The organism is Spirosoma flavum (genome assembly GCF_042686045.1).
GTDB lineage: Bacteria > Bacteroidota > Bacteroidia > Cytophagales > Spirosomataceae > Spirosoma > Spirosoma flavum.
In genome coordinates this window covers 52,419-66,918 of the sequence record NZ_JBHUOM010000050.1, presented here as the reverse complement: position 1 = coordinate 66,918, position 14,500 = coordinate 52,419, and the positions used below count along the sequence as shown (strand labels likewise).

At 48.0% G+C, this 14,500-nt stretch carries 13 protein-coding genes; 12 read left to right on the top strand and 1 reads right to left on the bottom strand.

The features are described from left to right. Window positions 1-82: 82 nt before the first annotated feature. From ACFS25_RS31320 to ACFS25_RS31275, 10 genes are all read left to right on the top strand, one after another. Window positions 83-163: a potassium-transporting ATPase subunit F gene (locus ACFS25_RS31320; RefSeq protein ID WP_114408399.1), complete on the top strand. Its 81-nt coding sequence runs from the start codon at window positions 83-85 to the stop codon at window positions 161-163. Between the two features lie 13 nt (window positions 164-176). Continuing rightward, window positions 177-1,892, top strand: a complete 1,716-nt coding sequence (gene kdpA, locus ACFS25_RS31315) for a potassium-transporting ATPase subunit KdpA (RefSeq protein ID WP_381509088.1) — start codon at window positions 177-179, stop codon at window positions 1,890-1,892. A 48-nt stretch (window positions 1,893-1,940) separates the two neighbouring features. Beyond that, window positions 1,941-4,010, top strand: a complete 2,070-nt coding sequence (kdpB, locus tag ACFS25_RS31310) for a potassium-transporting ATPase subunit KdpB (RefSeq protein WP_381509086.1) — start codon at window positions 1,941-1,943, stop codon at window positions 4,008-4,010. Window positions 4,011-4,069: 59 nt separating this feature from the next. Beyond that, window positions 4,070-4,633, top strand: a complete 564-nt coding sequence (locus tag ACFS25_RS31305; protein ID WP_381509084.1) for a K(+)-transporting ATPase subunit C — start codon at window positions 4,070-4,072, stop codon at window positions 4,631-4,633. Window positions 4,634-4,670: 37 nt separating this feature from the next. Next, complete coding sequence (gene kdpA / locus ACFS25_RS31300) at window positions 4,671-6,380, top strand: potassium-transporting ATPase subunit KdpA (RefSeq protein ID WP_381509082.1); 1,710 nt, start codon at window positions 4,671-4,673, stop codon at window positions 6,378-6,380. Between the two features lie 71 nt (window positions 6,381-6,451). Then, entirely contained in the window at window positions 6,452-7,603 is a 1,152-nt protein-coding gene (locus ACFS25_RS31295; RefSeq protein ID WP_381509081.1) for a porin, read from the top strand. Window positions 7,604-7,676: 73 nt separating this feature from the next. After that, window positions 7,677-8,807: a sensor protein KdpD gene (locus ACFS25_RS31290; protein ID WP_381509079.1), complete on the top strand. Its 1,131-nt coding sequence runs from the start codon at window positions 7,677-7,679 to the stop codon at window positions 8,805-8,807. Between the two features lie 2 nt (window positions 8,808-8,809). Then, a complete protein-coding gene (locus ACFS25_RS31285) occupies window positions 8,810-10,588 on the top strand; it encodes an ATP-binding protein (protein WP_381509077.1) in 1,779 nt (592 codons plus the stop codon). Window positions 10,589-11,081: 493 nt separating this feature from the next. After that, window positions 11,082-11,471 carry a hypothetical protein gene (locus ACFS25_RS31280; protein ID WP_381509075.1) on the top strand — a complete coding sequence of 130 codons (390 nt, stop codon included), beginning with the start codon at window positions 11,082-11,084 and terminating at the stop codon, window positions 11,469-11,471. Between the two features lie 170 nt (window positions 11,472-11,641). Beyond that, on the top strand, window positions 11,642-11,902 hold the full coding sequence (locus ACFS25_RS31275; protein ID WP_381509073.1) for a hypothetical protein: 261 nt from the start codon (window positions 11,642-11,644) through the stop codon (window positions 11,900-11,902). Window positions 11,903-12,072: 170 nt separating this feature from the next. On the opposite strand, the gene ACFS25_RS31270 is transcribed toward ACFS25_RS31275, so the two are convergent. Continuing rightward, window positions 12,073-12,348 carry a hypothetical protein gene (locus ACFS25_RS31270; protein ID WP_381509071.1) on the bottom strand — a complete coding sequence of 92 codons (276 nt, stop codon included), beginning with the start codon at window positions 12,346-12,348 and terminating at the stop codon, window positions 12,073-12,075. A 502-nt stretch (window positions 12,349-12,850) separates the two neighbouring features. Between ACFS25_RS31270 and ACFS25_RS31265 the strand changes: the two genes are divergently transcribed. Both ACFS25_RS31265 and ACFS25_RS31260 read left to right on the top strand, forming a co-directional pair. Further along, window positions 12,851-13,207: a hypothetical protein gene (locus tag ACFS25_RS31265; protein WP_381509069.1), complete on the top strand. Its 357-nt coding sequence runs from the start codon at window positions 12,851-12,853 to the stop codon at window positions 13,205-13,207. A 737-nt stretch (window positions 13,208-13,944) separates the two neighbouring features. Then, window positions 13,945-14,370, top strand: coding sequence for a response regulator (locus ACFS25_RS31260; protein WP_381509068.1), 426 nt, complete (start codon window positions 13,945-13,947; stop codon window positions 14,368-14,370). The last annotated feature ends 130 nt before the right edge of the window (window positions 14,371-14,500 follow it).

Sequence of the window (14,500 nt, the reverse complement as noted above, 5' to 3'; positions counted from 1 at the left end):
ATCTCGCCACTACTCTGTTTTGCTCTTTTCTACAAAGCTATTGAGTGGTTCGAACACATTTAATGTATAACCCCGGACTATCATGATCACTCTCGTTTTTATTGCCGCGCTACTGGTTTTCGCCTACATGCTGTACGTGCTGATTAAGCCGGAAAAATTTTAACTTATTCACTACGATGACAACTGAATGGATGGGCATTATCGTCATGTATGGCCTAACGGTCCTATTTGCGATTCCGCTGGGCAAGTTTCTTGCTAAAGTTTTCAAAGGAGAACCCAATGCGTTCGACTTTATGAAGCCCCTGGAGCGGCTGATTTACCGCCTTGGAGGGGTCGACGAAACCGCCGACATGACCTGGAAACAGAATCTGGCCGCGCTGCTGACGATTAATCTCGTGTGGCTGGTGCTGGCTTTCGTGCTGTTACTAACGCAGGGTAGCTTGCCGCTCAACCCCGATGGCAATCCCTCGCAAACGCTGGATCTGGCGTTTAGTACGGCTATTAGTTTTCTGGTCAACTGCGATCTGCAACATTACTCCGGTGAGTCGGGCGTAACGTACCTGACACAGCTATCCGTCATGATGTTCCTGATGTTTGTTTCGGCGGCTACCGGGATTGCCGCAGCCGTATTATTATTTCGCTCGTTTTTGCCCCAAGTGTCAGAAACCGTCGGCAATTTTTACGTGCTGTTCACCCGCTCCATCACTCGCCTGTTGCTCCCTGGTTCCATCGTTATTGCTCTGATTTTAGCCTTTAACGGAACACCGGCCAGCTTTGACGGAAAGGACACTATTGTCACCATGCAGGGCGACACAGTTGGTGTTTCGCGCGGGCCAGCGGCTGGCTTCATTGCTATCAAACACCTGGGTACGAACGGCGGAGGCTGGTTCGGAGCCAACTCAGCGCACCCACTCGAAAACCCCAATTACTTCACTAACATGGTCGAAATGGTAGCCCAGATGCTGATCCCTATAGCGATGATTTTCGCGCTGGGTTTCTTCATCAACCGCAAGCGGTTTGCCTGGATGATCTATGGCGTTATGACCATTGGCATGCTGGTGCTCCTGATACCAACCCTATTTAGTGAGTTGGGCGGTAATCCGGCTATTGCCCACATGGGCGTTTCGCAGTTGACGGGCGCGATGGAAGGCAAAGAAGTACGGTTTGGCCCGTTAGCGTCGGCTTACTGGAGTATCGTGACCACCATTATTTCGACCGGATCGGTCAACTCCATGCACGACTCCTCGATGGCCTTATCGGGTACGATGGAACTGCTAGGCATGATGGTTAACGCGTTCTACGGCGGGGTGGGCGCGGGTCTGTTAAACTTCTATTATTTCCTGATCATCGCCGTCTTTATTTCGGGCCTGATGGTAGGGCGAACACCCGAACTGTTTGGTCGCAAAGTGGAAGCGCGGGAGATCAAAATTGCATCGATCGTGGCCTTGCTTGGTACATTGCTCGTGAAAGGCGGTACAGCCCTGGCGGCCTGGTTATTGATCAACTACGGCGATGCCGACTGGGCAGTGAAACCGTCGGCCTGGCTCAATAATCCCGGTTTTCACGGTTTTTCGGAGATATTGTATGAGTTCACCTCGTCTAATGCCAACAACGGATCGGGCTTCGAGGGACTGGGCGATAATAATTTTTTCTGGAACTTCTCCACAGGTATTGTCCTGCTGCTGGGCCGATTCATCCCCATCATCGGACCAATTGCTATTGCCGGTCTGCTGGCTCGCAAGAAGTACGTACCTGAATCAGCCGGTACACTGCCCGTCGATACGCCAACCTTCGGTCTGATGATTTTCGCGGTCATCTTTATCATCACGGCTTTGTCGTTCTTCCCCGCTCTCACGCTGGGACCACTGGCAGAATTTTTCTCACTAAACTAGTGAACGTGTAGGCCGCGTATTCGGCATAACGCTCTTAAAAATACTAACATGGCAAAGCAATCATCCTCCCCTAGTTTATTCCAGCGTGAACTCGTTGGAACGGCTATCCGGGCCTCATTTATAAAGTTAAATCCGACAATTCTGATTAAAAATCCAGTGATGTTTACCGTCGAAATTGGCACCCTGATCATGGTGTTGGTGACGATCTACATTGCCCTTTCGGGCGATACCACACAGGGGTCGCTGGGGTATAACCTCATCATCACGCTCGTGCTGCTACTGACAGTGTTATTCGCCAACTTCGCCGAGGCCATTGCCGAAGCGAGGGGCAAAGCGCAGGCCGAATCGCTTCGTAAAACCCGTCAGGAAACACCAGCGAAAGTCATTCGACCTGTGGGTAAAATGTATACCAACGAAGTTGAACTGATTTCATCGGCTCAACTGGTTAAAGGTGACGTATTTCTCTGCGAACCGGGCGACATTATTCCCTCCGACGGGGAGATTATTGAAGGTTTGGCGACCATCGACGAATCGGCCATCACGGGCGAATCCGCTCCCGTAATCCGCGAAGCGGGGGGTGATAAGTCGTCGGTCACGGGTGGCACCAAAGTGCTGTCTGACCGCATCAAGGTGCAGGTAACGACCCAACCCGGTGAATCCTTTCTTGACAAAATGATCGCGCTGGTGGAAGGCGCGACCCGACAAAAAACGCCGAATGAGATTGCGTTGACTATTCTGCTGGCAGGCTTCACCCTGATCTTTATCATCGTCTGTGTCGCCCTCAAACCATTTGCCGACTACGCCAATACGCCCATTACCATTGCTGCGTTGATTTCGCTGTTTGTGTGTTTGATTCCAACCACGATCGGCGGACTGTTGTCGGCCATCGGGATTGCGGGTATGGACCGGGCGCTCCGGGCCAACGTGATTGCCAAATCGGGCCGGGCTGTTGAAACGGCTGGCGACATTGATACGCTGTTGCTGGATAAAACGGGTACCATTACCATCGGCAACCGGAAGGCGACCCACTTTTATCCGGCTCCGGGCATTTCGGAAGCGGATATGATTCGGGCGTCTGCTCTGAGTTCATTAGCTGACGAAACACCGGAAGGAAAATCGATTGTCGAACTGGCCGGCGTGCCGGTAACCAGCCGACTATCGACGGAGGGCGCAACGCTGATCAAATTCACCGCAGAAACGCGCTCGTCAGGAATTGATATACCTGGTGGAAATAATAGCGGTCCATTGCGAATTCGGAAAGGGGCTACCGACTCCATTCGGAACATCGTCACGCGGGCAGGCAATACCTTTCCGCCTGAAACCGATGAACAGGCTAAAAAGATTGCGGCTCTTGGCGGTACGCCATTAGTAGTTGCCGAAAATGAACTGGTGATCGGTGTGATCGAATTACAGGATATTATCAAGCCCGGCATAGCCGAACGTTTCGAGCGACTGCGGAAGATGGGGGTCAAAACGGTTATGGTAACGGGTGATAATCCATTGACAGCCAAGTTTATCGCTGAAAAGGCGGGCGTTGACGATTATATCGCCGAAGCCAAACCGGAAGATAAAATGAACTATATCCGTCATGAGCAAACGGGTGGCAAACTGGTAGCCATGATGGGCGATGGTACCAACGATGCCCCGGCTCTGGCGCAGGCCGACGTAGGGGTAGCCATGAACTCAGGCACGCAGGCGGCCAAAGAAGCGGGGAATATGGTGGACCTGGATAATGACCCCACCAAACTGATCGAAGTGATTGAGATAGGTAAGCAGCTTCTCATTACGCGGGGCACACTGACAACCTTTTCAATCGCCAACGACGTAGCCAAATATTTTGCCATCGTACCTGCCCTGTTCACCCTGTCGATTCCGGCGTTGCAAGCCTTGAATATCATGGGTCTGCACTCCCCTGAATCAGCCATTCTGTCGGCGGTGATTTTCAACGCTATTATCATTCCTATGTTGATTCCGCTGGCCCTGCGGGGTGTTGAGTACAAACCGATTGGCGCATCAGCCCTGCTACGCCGAAATCTGCTGATCTACGGTCTGGGGGGTATTATAGCCCCGTTCATTGGCATCAAGCTGCTGGATATGGTTGTCGGATTGTTCGTATAAGTTTAGTAATCGGACCCTGATTTCAGGATCCAAATCACCTCAAAAACAGAAGTAAAAACATGAAAACGCATATTGGACCCCCCATTCGTCTGACGTTAGTGATGCTGGTGTTATTAGTTGTCATTTATCCCTTGGTAGTAGCCGGTATTGCCCGTTTTGCCCCCGGTAGCGGTAAAGGCGAAACGGTTTCTGTCAACGGCAAAGTCGTTGGCTACAAGTTAATTGGGCAGAAATTTACCGAAGATCGGTATTTCTACAGTCGCCCTTCGGCAGTAGATTACAACGCAGCCGGGTCAGCGGGTTCTAACAAAGGACCATCGAACCCGGATTATCTGAAAGCCGTTCAGGCCCGTATTGATACGTTTCTGGTACACAACCCGGGCGTTCGGAAAGAAGCTATACCGGCTGAACTGGTAACGGCCTCAGGGTCTGGTCTGGACCCTGATCTATCGCCCGCCGGGGCGCAGGTTCAGGTGGCCCGGATTGCTAAAGTACGTGGATTACCCGCTGATAAACTGACTCAGTTGGTTGACCAGCAAACCGAAGGCCCGTTACTGGGTGTGTTCGGACCGGCTAAAGTGAATGTGCTAGCGCTAAATATAGCCCTCGACCAACTTAAGTAAACTTCTTAACTGGATTGAACAGTAGTCAATCATTATTATGATTACGCAAGGTATTGGGCTTGGATTGCTCTTTAGCATTGCCGTCGGTTTGGCGATCCTGGTTGGTCGATATATGAGCCGCGTTTTCAAGGGAGAGAGAAATGCGTTGGACTTCCTGGCTCCACTAGAGCGATTAATATACCGGATTGGGGGCATTGACCCAACGAAACCAATGAATTGGCGGCAGTACGTGGTGGCTATACTGACAATCAATGGGATATGGCTGGTGTACGCTTTCGTTTTGTTGCTGGTGCAGGCCGTCATTCCAATTTGGAATCAGCAGAGCATTCCGTCGATGGAGTGGACACTAGCACTTAATACGGCGATCAGCTTTCTGACCAGTACGAATTTACAGCACTATTCGGGCGAAAGCGGAGCCACCTATTTTACCCAGATGGCCGTGCTGACGTTTCTACAGTTCGTGTCAGCCGGAACGAGTTTGGCGGTTGGCGTAGCGGTGGTGCGTTCGTTGCAGGGAAAAGCCAGCGTGAGCGTGGGTAACTTCTATCAGGATTTTGTCCAGTCCATTACGCGGGTGTTTCTGCCTTTGTCATTGCTGGGTGCCATTGGATTGATGCTAGCGGGGGTTCCAATGACGTTTGAACCGTATCGGGTCATCACAACTTTACAAGGAGCGGCACAAACGATAGCTAGTGGACCAGTAGCGGCCATGTTGCCCATTAAACACTTGGGTTCTAACGGGGGCGGCTTTTTCGGGGCGAATACGGCGCATCCATTTGAGAATCCGTCCTTTGTTAGCTATATCATCAACCTAATCAATGTGTTTCTGCTGCCACTGGCGTTTGTCGTCTTTCTGGGGTATTTCCTGAACCGCCGGAAGTTAGCGATCATCCTGTTTACGATCATGACAGGTTGCTGGTTAGTTCTAACTATCCCAACAATTCAGCAGGAACTGGGGGGCAACGTAGCGATTAGTCAACTGGGCATCGACCAGTCGGCGGGGAGTTTGGAAGGAAAGGAAATGCGGTTTGGTACCTTGGCTTCCGCTTTCTGGTGCGGGGTAAATGTGGTGATTCCAGCCGGTACTCTGACTTCCATGCACGACAGCTATACGCCCCTGTCGGGGGTGTTCATGCTACTGGGCATGCAGGTAGATGCCTTCTACGGTGGCGTTGGCACCGGCTTTCTCTATATGTTTCTTTACATCATTCTTGCTATTTTCATCGGTAGCCTGATGATCGGTCGAACGCCCGAACTGCTGGGTAAGAAAGTGAGTTTGCCCGAGATTCAGATCGCGTCATTTGTGATTGTTAGTATGCCGCTGCTCTACATTGGTGCGACCGGTTTAGCAGTGGCGATTAAGAACGCAAACCCTGCCATCGGCTGGCTGAGTAACGGAAACGACCAACCGCCCGGCTCTCACGGCTTTACGACAATACTTTATGAATACGTCTCATCGGCGGCTGGCAACGGGTCGGGTTTCGAGGGCCTGGGCGACAACACCCCCTTCTGGAATCTGTCAACGGCGTTTGTCATGCTTTTTGGGCGATTCATTCCCATTATCGGGCCGCTGGCCATTGGCGGCATTCTATATGCTAAGCAATACATACCCCCAACATCGGGAGTATTGCCCACCGAATCGTGGACGTTCGGGCTGTTATTAACGGCCGTCATCCTGATCATCGGTGCCTTGTGTCTCTTTCCCGCTTTGGCCATTGGGCCTATTGCCGAGTACCTGACCCAATGAGGCATTGGGTTATTTTAAGGTGAGCGCCATTGCCTGACATATTAAATACGGAGTACAACAAAACCATAAACATGAATAATTTTCTAATCACATCTGCTTTTGTGGCCGGTGCTTTTACTGCATCTATTGCCCAGTCCACAGATACAACCCAAGCGCTGACCGTTTTGAGCCAACCGTCAACCGCTACTGCACCAACAACCGGATTGATGGTTTCCGGCTATATCGAAGCCTACTACAGTCACGACTTCACCGCGCCCAAAACCGCGCAGGAACGCCCCGGCTTTTTGTATAACCACAAGCGAAACCGGGAAGTAAATATCAATCTGGCGTTTGTCAAAGCGGCTTATACCAGCGAGCGTGTCCGGGGAAACCTGGCCATCCAGGTCGGTACATACGGCCAGTACAATTATGCCGCTGAGCAGGCTTTGGTGAAAAACATTTTTGAAGCCAACGCCGGGGTTAAACTGAGTAAAACGAAGGAGTTGTGGCTTGATGCTGGAATTTTCTCTTCGCACATTGGTTTTGAAAGTGCCATTTCGAAAGACTGCTGGACATTAACCCGGAGTATTCTGGCCGAAAATTCTCCGTATTATCTATCTGGGGCGAAACTTACCTATAACACGCCGAATGGTAAATGGACGCTCCTCGGATCGGTGCTTAACGGGTGGCAGCGGGTGGCTAAATTACCGGGCTATAGCGGCCCGTCGGTCAGCACCCAGGTGCAGTATCGACCTTCTTCGAAGCTAACGCTAAACTGGAGTACGTTCGTTGGCTCCGACCGACCGGACTCGCTCAAACAGGGTCGCTTCTTCAATAATTTCTACGCTATCATTAACCCAACCGGCAAGTTCGGGGTGATTTTGGGCTTTGACATTGGAGCAGACCGCAAACCAATCATCAGCGGTGATCGGCGAGTCGGTAACGGTTCTTACGTATGGTATTCACCCGTCGTGATTGCCCGGCTGGCTACCAGTGATAAAAGCTATGTGGCTGGCCGCATCGAGTATTACAACGACAAAAACGGTGTCATTATTGGGACCGGAACGGCTAACGGTTTCCAGACCTTCGGCTATTCACTAAACTACGATTACGCTATTTTGCCCAATGCCCTGTTCCGAATCGAAGGGAAGGTATATACCAGCAAAGACGCCATTTTTGAAACAAATAATAGCCTTGGTAAAACCAATACGTCACTGACAACCAGTCTAGCTATAAGTTTTTAACTTGTATGTTACGCAGCTATACGGGGAGGTAATCCGTAATTCTTTTCTTTGTGTTTCGCTGTAACCTTACTTTATGATGACCGACGACCGCGACCAGTCCGCCGACCAATTTCTCCGGCTCATTCAGGAGTCAAGGCGAGGGAAATTTAAGATCTATATCGGCATGAGCGCGGGCGTAGGTAAGTCATACCGCATGTTGCAGGAAGCCCATGCGCTTCTTCGCAATGGCATCGATGTGAAAATTGGCTTTATTGAAACCCACAACCGGGCAGAAACCCACGCATTGATTGACGGATTGCCGCTTATTCCCCGCAGAACCCTATTTTATAAGGGGCGTGAGCTGGCTGAAATGGATGTACAGACCATCATCAATATCCATCCTGAACTAGCCATTGTTGATGAACTGGCCCACACCAATATTCCCGGTTCTAAAAATGAGAAACGCTGGCAGGACGTGTTAGAGATTCTGGATGCGGGTATCAATGTGATCTCGGCGGTTAATATCCAGCACATCGAGAGTTTATATGATGAAGTGAACGAAATTACGGGCATCGACGTCACCGAGCGCGTGCCTGACCGGGTGCTTCACCTGGCCGATGAGGTGGTCAACATTGACCTGACGGCCGATGAGCTGATCAACCGGCTGAAAGAAGGGAAAATCTATGATCAGGCTAAGGTCGCCACGGCCCTAACAAATTTTTTTCAAACTGAGAAGATTCTGCAACTTCGTGAACTGGCCCTACGCGAAGTGGCTACCGCCGTTGAACGCAAGATTGAGACGACCGTTCCGACCAACCTACAGGCTAAGTCGGAACGGTTCTTAGCGAGTATCAGCTCGAATCCGGATATTGCCCGTCGGGTTATTCGCAAAACAGCCCGGCTGGCGGCTTACTTCAATTCGCGTTGGTATGTGTTGTATGTCCAAACGCCTGCCGAAGCCCCGGACCGCATCCGACTGGACCTGCAACGGCATCTGATCAATAACCTGAAACTAGCTACCGAATTGGGGGCCGAAGTTATTCAGGCAAAGGGCCCCAACGTGGTGAGCTGCATAATGGAGGAGGTTCAAAAGCGGAAGGTGACGACGGTCTGCATTGGTAAACCCCATTTCAACCTGCTTCAGATTATTTTGCGCACGTTTGCCTTCAACCAGCTTCTCAACCGGCTCTCCGAGTCGGATACTGACTTAATTATTCTCTCGTAACGATGACGCTTAAAGCCAAAATATCGCTCTCGCTTGTCTTTCTCTTTAGCATAATTTTGGTGCTAGGGGGATTAGGTGCCTTCTATCTGAACCGGTTATCCCTTGATTCGCAGGCAATCCTGAAAGATAATTACATTTCGCTGGAGTTTGTTAGCAACATGCAAAAGGCCTTGAATACACTCGATGATCCGGATGCCTTACCTGATTTTGATGCCAACCTGAAGAAAGAAGAAGCTAACGTGACAGAGGTGGGCGAGCAGGACGCTGCGAGTGCCGTACGACGGGAATTTAATCGACTGCGGAGTGGTACTACCGACAGAATGGCCATTAATCGAATTCGTCAGCATTTATTTACCATCGATGACCTGAACCGGCAGGCCATTGCGCGAAAGAGTAAAATAGCCGAGCAAACGGCCAAGAATGCGCTGGTTTGGCTAGGGGCAATTGGTACACTGTGTTTTTTGGTTGTGTTTTCCTTCGTCATCAACATTCCCAGCTACATTGCGGGTCCACTTAGGGACTTAACGCGGGGTATTAAACAGATTGCCAGCCGCAATTTTGAGGAGCGGCTGCACTTTAAGTCAAGCGATGAGTTTGGAGAACTGGCCAGTTCGTTTAACTCCATGGCCCAAAAACTGGATGAGTACGAGCACTCCAGCCTGGCCAGGGTTCTGTTTGAAAAGAAACGAATCGATACGCTGCTACAGATCATGCCCGATGGCATTATTGGATTAGATGAGAAACGTCGAATCCTGTTCATCAATCCGGTTGCCGAACGACTACTTGGCACAGACAGACAGCAATTTGTTGGTAAGTATGCGCCGGACGTAGCCACCTCGAATGACTTACTGCGTACGCTGATTCAGGATATTATGGCCGATCCGATCAGTGAAGAATCACGGCCAGCCGGCCAGCTTCCTTCCGATGGAACCAGTAATCTGCTAAAAATTTATGATCCCGATGCAAATGGAAAAGGGAAGGAAAACTACTATGCCAAACAGATTCACGCCGTTGAAGTAACGCCCACGGGTGAGACGCAAACCGTTCATGCCGGATATGTGATTGTGCTACAGAACATCACCTCGTACAAGGAACTGGACCTGGCCAAAACCAATTTTATTGCGACGGTTTCCCATGAATTAAAAACGCCCATATCCGCCATCAAAATGAGCTTGAAACTCTTAGCCGATAAGCGGCTTGGCTCACTAAATGAGGAGCAACAGGAGTTGGTGGGCAACGTGGAGGAAAGTGCAGATCGCTTGTTACGCCTAACCGGGGAGTTACTGAATATGGCGCAGGTCGAATCCGGGCAAATTCAACTTCAGATTCAGTCCGTAAATCCAGCCGAACTACTAAACGTAGCGATTAGCGCTCTAAAAACACAGGCCGAGCAGAAACACATTCAGTTCGCCTTAACTATACCTCCTAATCTTCCCTTTGTGAAAGCCGATCCGGACAAAGCCTCCTGGGTACTAATTAACTTTTTGTCCAATGCCATCCGGCATAGCCCCAGTGAGTCATCAATCGATCTAACGACCCGTCAGGTTGGTGATCAAATTGAGTTCTCGGTGCGCGACTATGGCCCCGGTTTACAGGAAGAGTATCGTGACCGGGTCTTTGATCGCTACTTTAAAGCACCTGGACTCAATGGATCTCCCAGCGGAACGGGTCTTGGTCTGGCAATTTCCAAAGAGTTTATACAGTCAATGGGTGGCCAGATCGGACTGCTCCCGGAAGTGAGGCCTGGAGCGGCTTTTTATTTTCGGCTGGCGATTGCCTGAAACGACGGTCAAGTACTTTTAATGCGGTCGTAGCAACACATTTGAGGACTAATTCATCCAGCGTTAGAGCGTTAAAAGGCTGCCAACTTAATGAATGACTAACGAGTTAAAGGCCGGCCTACAAGATCACGCTGTTATGTAGCTACTTCTTAGCAAAAGTGGCCAGGGTATAAATTATCTTACCCGTTCTAAAAGACAGATGGCATGCTTTTAGATCTGATGCTTTTAGATCTGATCATTTTGGATCTTGACATGACACCATTAAATGGATTCGAAGTACAGGAACGGTTCCCATCCGAATTGACTTTCCAAGTATTAACTAGCTGGTTACGAAAATATTAGTTAAAATTATGACAAGATTGCAACACTGAAGATAGGTCCAGCATTTTTTTGAGTAAGTCCCTTGGATAGATTCCTGTTGAAGAAATTTGGTTAATTGGTTTAGCATTGGCAACTTGTTTAACTGAACCAGCCACTGTTATAACTAGCCTTAATGCTTGAACAATATCTGGGTATGGAGCAACAACCCCGACAAACCGATCAGATAGTCGATGTAGGCAGGGAGCAAGACGACAAGTTCCGTACACTTGCTCATGACCTGATGAATTGCTTTAGCGCCATCAACTTTGCCGCTCATTTTCTGGAGTCAACGGCGCTCTCTACAACCGAAAAGACGGTATACAGGGACGTGTTAACCCGTAATTTGACGAGTGCGGAATCATTACTAACTCTGTTACAATCTTTTTCACACCAGTCGGATGTTACTTCATTGTTGCCACGTCTTCATGCTCAACTGCCAGCTGTTGTACCTGAAGAAGGGAGAAATCAGATTGAACAGTTCAAGCAGATTATAGACGGTTTATTACCCCCTATAATCAGCTAGAAGCAGTATCGACTTTAATAGCCTCAGACACATAACGCAGCTGTGTATAGCAAATCTGAACTTATTAAGCCGGTCGCTAACATCCCCTTTTTATTTGCCCGCATTGCTGATGCCTTTAACCTAATCTATGTTTTCCTAGTTATGTAAAAGAAACTTAATTTGTTACGCTAATGGCAAAACGTAAACAGTATGCATTGCCTACCAGTGACGAGCTGATGGATCAAACCACTCAGTTTAGTGAGGTATTCGCCCTCGATAACGTTACTCAACTACGGAAGGCCGTCGATCAGGTAGTATATGGTGAGGCTGAAACCAGTGCATCCGGTGATGATGTAGCTCGAGCACATACGATCGAGGTCTTAGCCACACTGGGCCAGATGGGCATCTTGACGGAGATGGATTTAGATGAAGCCAGAAAAAGTTATTTATAAGTAGTGGTAGAAAAGTTACGGGGCGGTTTTAATCGAAGCATTGAGAGGAATTAGCTATATCGAAGGTCAAAGTTGAATACCCTTTTCTCTAAGGTTGCTATCTAGAATAAGTAGTGTAAGCCAAGCCATGAATACTGATAAAGCGTATCGTAACTGCGTAGAAGAAGCTGTTAATGGGGAAGTGACAAAATATCTTCCCATTCCTGCTTTAGATTTTTTAATGGTTCTCTAAAGGACTTTCCATCGAAGATCTCAACTGGCAAGGATATCGTTTTTTGTGAGCCGTTTACCAATTCTACTTTGCTTAACTGCCAGCCTTCATTAACCAGACTAGTTAAAATGTCAAAGCCTGATTCAAGGTCTGGACCACCAAAAGTTGAAGCTTGAAATTCACCCTGAGGGTTGCGACCGGAAAACAACAAGATTATCATTCTATTTGGGAACATACAAGGGTGTACACAAGAGTTTATGCCCCCTTTTCAATTACCTGAGCTACTAGGGTTAGAGAAAATTAAGTACAAATAGTAACTCAGATTTTTAAAGAATACTGAAAACGCCACAATCGCACCAGCCACGATTCTGAAAATTATCCTGCTTTAATTTCCTTTTTTATTGTCTGTAAAATTTAGATTTTTACTCTACGTTTCACACGAGCATTTTAGGCGTTTAGGAAAAAAGGTTGTACTTTTTTGGGTACAGAAATCCATATACAGGTAAATGGAGTGTTGTTACCTAGGATCTGGGCGAAGTTAAAAAAACGTTGAGATTTGCTGGATAGAAAGCCCAAATTCTCATTTTAAGGTCCCCCAAATGAACCATCTCGATCAACTTGAGTTCATGACAGATTTGAAAACGGCGAGTAATGTACCATCAAAGGCAGCCTTTAAAAGAGTTCACCAGTTTTGATAATTGATTAATTACAGATCGAAACCCTTTAATAATACACTTATGAAAGCCACTATACCAGGGAAAGTGAATGTAGAGCTATTGACAATTTTTGAGTCAATTTCTCAGCGGGATTGGGTAATCAAGGGATGGGTTATTCACTTCTTGTTTTCCGAAAAGAAGCTTCAGCAAGTCAAGAAATTATCAAAACTTGACAAATGGTACGAAGACCCCCTCGTTATTCATAGTTGTATCGACAGGCTCCAGAGTTGTTTCAATAGTATCCAAAAATTTCATACTGCCTTTGGGGTGTTGCCTCAAGTTGGAGATCGCTTATATGACGAAGATTCGGGTATGATCGTTCAGGACCGCTCTATCGATGGTGATCTAATGGTTATTAGCTTTACCCTCAGTACGTAGTCAATCAATCGCTTTGTTTATCAATGGCTGTCTTATGATTTATGTAGGCTTAATGAGGTATGTAACTGACTAGTTAGTTGGATACGATAGTAACTTGCCTGCCGCTCAAGAGAAACGATTTTAACTCGGTCCCTTTGCCATGGACTTAACTGTTTGTAAAATTGATTCGTTGATCTGAAATATTATTCGCCACTCCTCATTGTCCTTACGTTTGCTAGAAAAGAAATTGATACAAGAAGATGAGATAATTACATTAAAATTTCCTTCAAAAGCATCCTGACGACTTCGTGAGTGACAAGAGTGCCGACAAAATTAAGTAGATAAGTGACGTTGCAGCTAGGGTATCTCCTTTATTAACCAGGCTATCTAAACGCGAATGCTTAGCGAGTGAGCCGAATTTGGGAAGGTAGTTCAGTTGATTTGCAACCGTAATGACATTCATCATCCAGTCGTATGATTATTGCCGGACCACCTCATGCCCCCTGTTTTTGACAAAGTATCAATTCTCTAACGTGCGGCTTATTCACTGGTTGTAGCCGCTTATAGACAGGATACTAGCCTATCTATCAAGTTAAAAACGTCGACTGACTTATTTATCCAGTGAGCCGTAAGGGTTGATAAAGGTCGACTATTCGGTTAACAATCATATTGTATGTTGACATCCATCATTGACAAATCTTTAACTACTACTCAATTTTGTCTTGTCTGGTACAGACGTTAACCCACCTGCATACTTAATGAACTTTCCTGGCAAAGTGATATACATGGCTGATGATGATGCTGACGACCGATACATTATGCATGAAGCCCTTAAGCAGGTCGATCCATTAGTCACCATTATCGAAGCTGGAGACGGCGGGGACTTACTGGCCATGCTGGAGTCCTGGAGCCAGCAGCCATCTCCTCAGCCCGTACATTTAATACTGCTTGATATGAACATGCCTAAAGTCAATGGCCTGGAAACACTGACGGCAATTAAAGCCAACCCGGTTCTTCGCCATATCCCGGCCGTAATGATTTCTACCTCTGCCGAACCCGCTCAGGTGGTCGCTGCCTATCAGCACGGTATCAACGGATATATTCAAAAGCCTGTGACGCAGTCCCACATGAATCAGATTGCCCAGGCCATTAAAATCTGTTTCTTAAATACAGCCGTGGTGTAAACTACGGAGTGGCATACCATGACCCTTACCAGTCCCAACCGGTTTTGATAAACGCCATTTAATCGCCAACTTCCCATCCTGTCAATAGTACCTGTAGACTGAGTTATTGCTTTTCTCAACAGCGATGCGT

What these genes read in the sequence shown, in the direction of transcription:
- ACFS25_RS31275 (WP_381509073.1), top strand. Translation starts at nt 11,642, where the DNA reads ATGGCAAAACGTAAACAGTATGCATTGCCTACCAGTGACGAGCTGATG.
- ACFS25_RS31270 (WP_381509071.1), bottom strand. Translation starts at nt 12,348, where the DNA reads ATGTTCCCAAATAGAATGATAATCTTGTTGTTTTCCGGTCGCAACCCT.
- ACFS25_RS31295 (WP_381509081.1), top strand. Translation starts at nt 6,452, where the DNA reads ATGAATAATTTTCTAATCACATCTGCTTTTGTGGCCGGTGCTTTTACT.
- ACFS25_RS31305 (WP_381509084.1), top strand. Translation starts at nt 4,070, where the DNA reads ATGAAAACGCATATTGGACCCCCCATTCGTCTGACGTTAGTGATGCTG.
- kdpB (WP_381509086.1), top strand. Translation starts at nt 1,941, where the DNA reads ATGGCAAAGCAATCATCCTCCCCTAGTTTATTCCAGCGTGAACTCGTT.
- ACFS25_RS31265 (WP_381509069.1), top strand. Translation starts at nt 12,851, where the DNA reads ATGAAAGCCACTATACCAGGGAAAGTGAATGTAGAGCTATTGACAATT.
- kdpA (WP_381509088.1), top strand. Translation starts at nt 177, where the DNA reads ATGACAACTGAATGGATGGGCATTATCGTCATGTATGGCCTAACGGTC.
- ACFS25_RS31290 (WP_381509079.1), top strand. Translation starts at nt 7,677, where the DNA reads ATGATGACCGACGACCGCGACCAGTCCGCCGACCAATTTCTCCGGCTC.
- ACFS25_RS31285 (WP_381509077.1), top strand. Translation starts at nt 8,810, where the DNA reads ATGACGCTTAAAGCCAAAATATCGCTCTCGCTTGTCTTTCTCTTTAGC.
- kdpA (WP_381509082.1), top strand. Translation starts at nt 4,671, where the DNA reads ATGATTACGCAAGGTATTGGGCTTGGATTGCTCTTTAGCATTGCCGTC.
- ACFS25_RS31280 (WP_381509075.1), top strand. Translation starts at nt 11,082, where the DNA reads ATGCTTGAACAATATCTGGGTATGGAGCAACAACCCCGACAAACCGAT.
- ACFS25_RS31320 (WP_114408399.1), top strand. Translation starts at nt 83, where the DNA reads ATGATCACTCTCGTTTTTATTGCCGCGCTACTGGTTTTCGCCTACATG.
- ACFS25_RS31260 (WP_381509068.1), top strand. Translation starts at nt 13,945, where the DNA reads ATGAACTTTCCTGGCAAAGTGATATACATGGCTGATGATGATGCTGAC.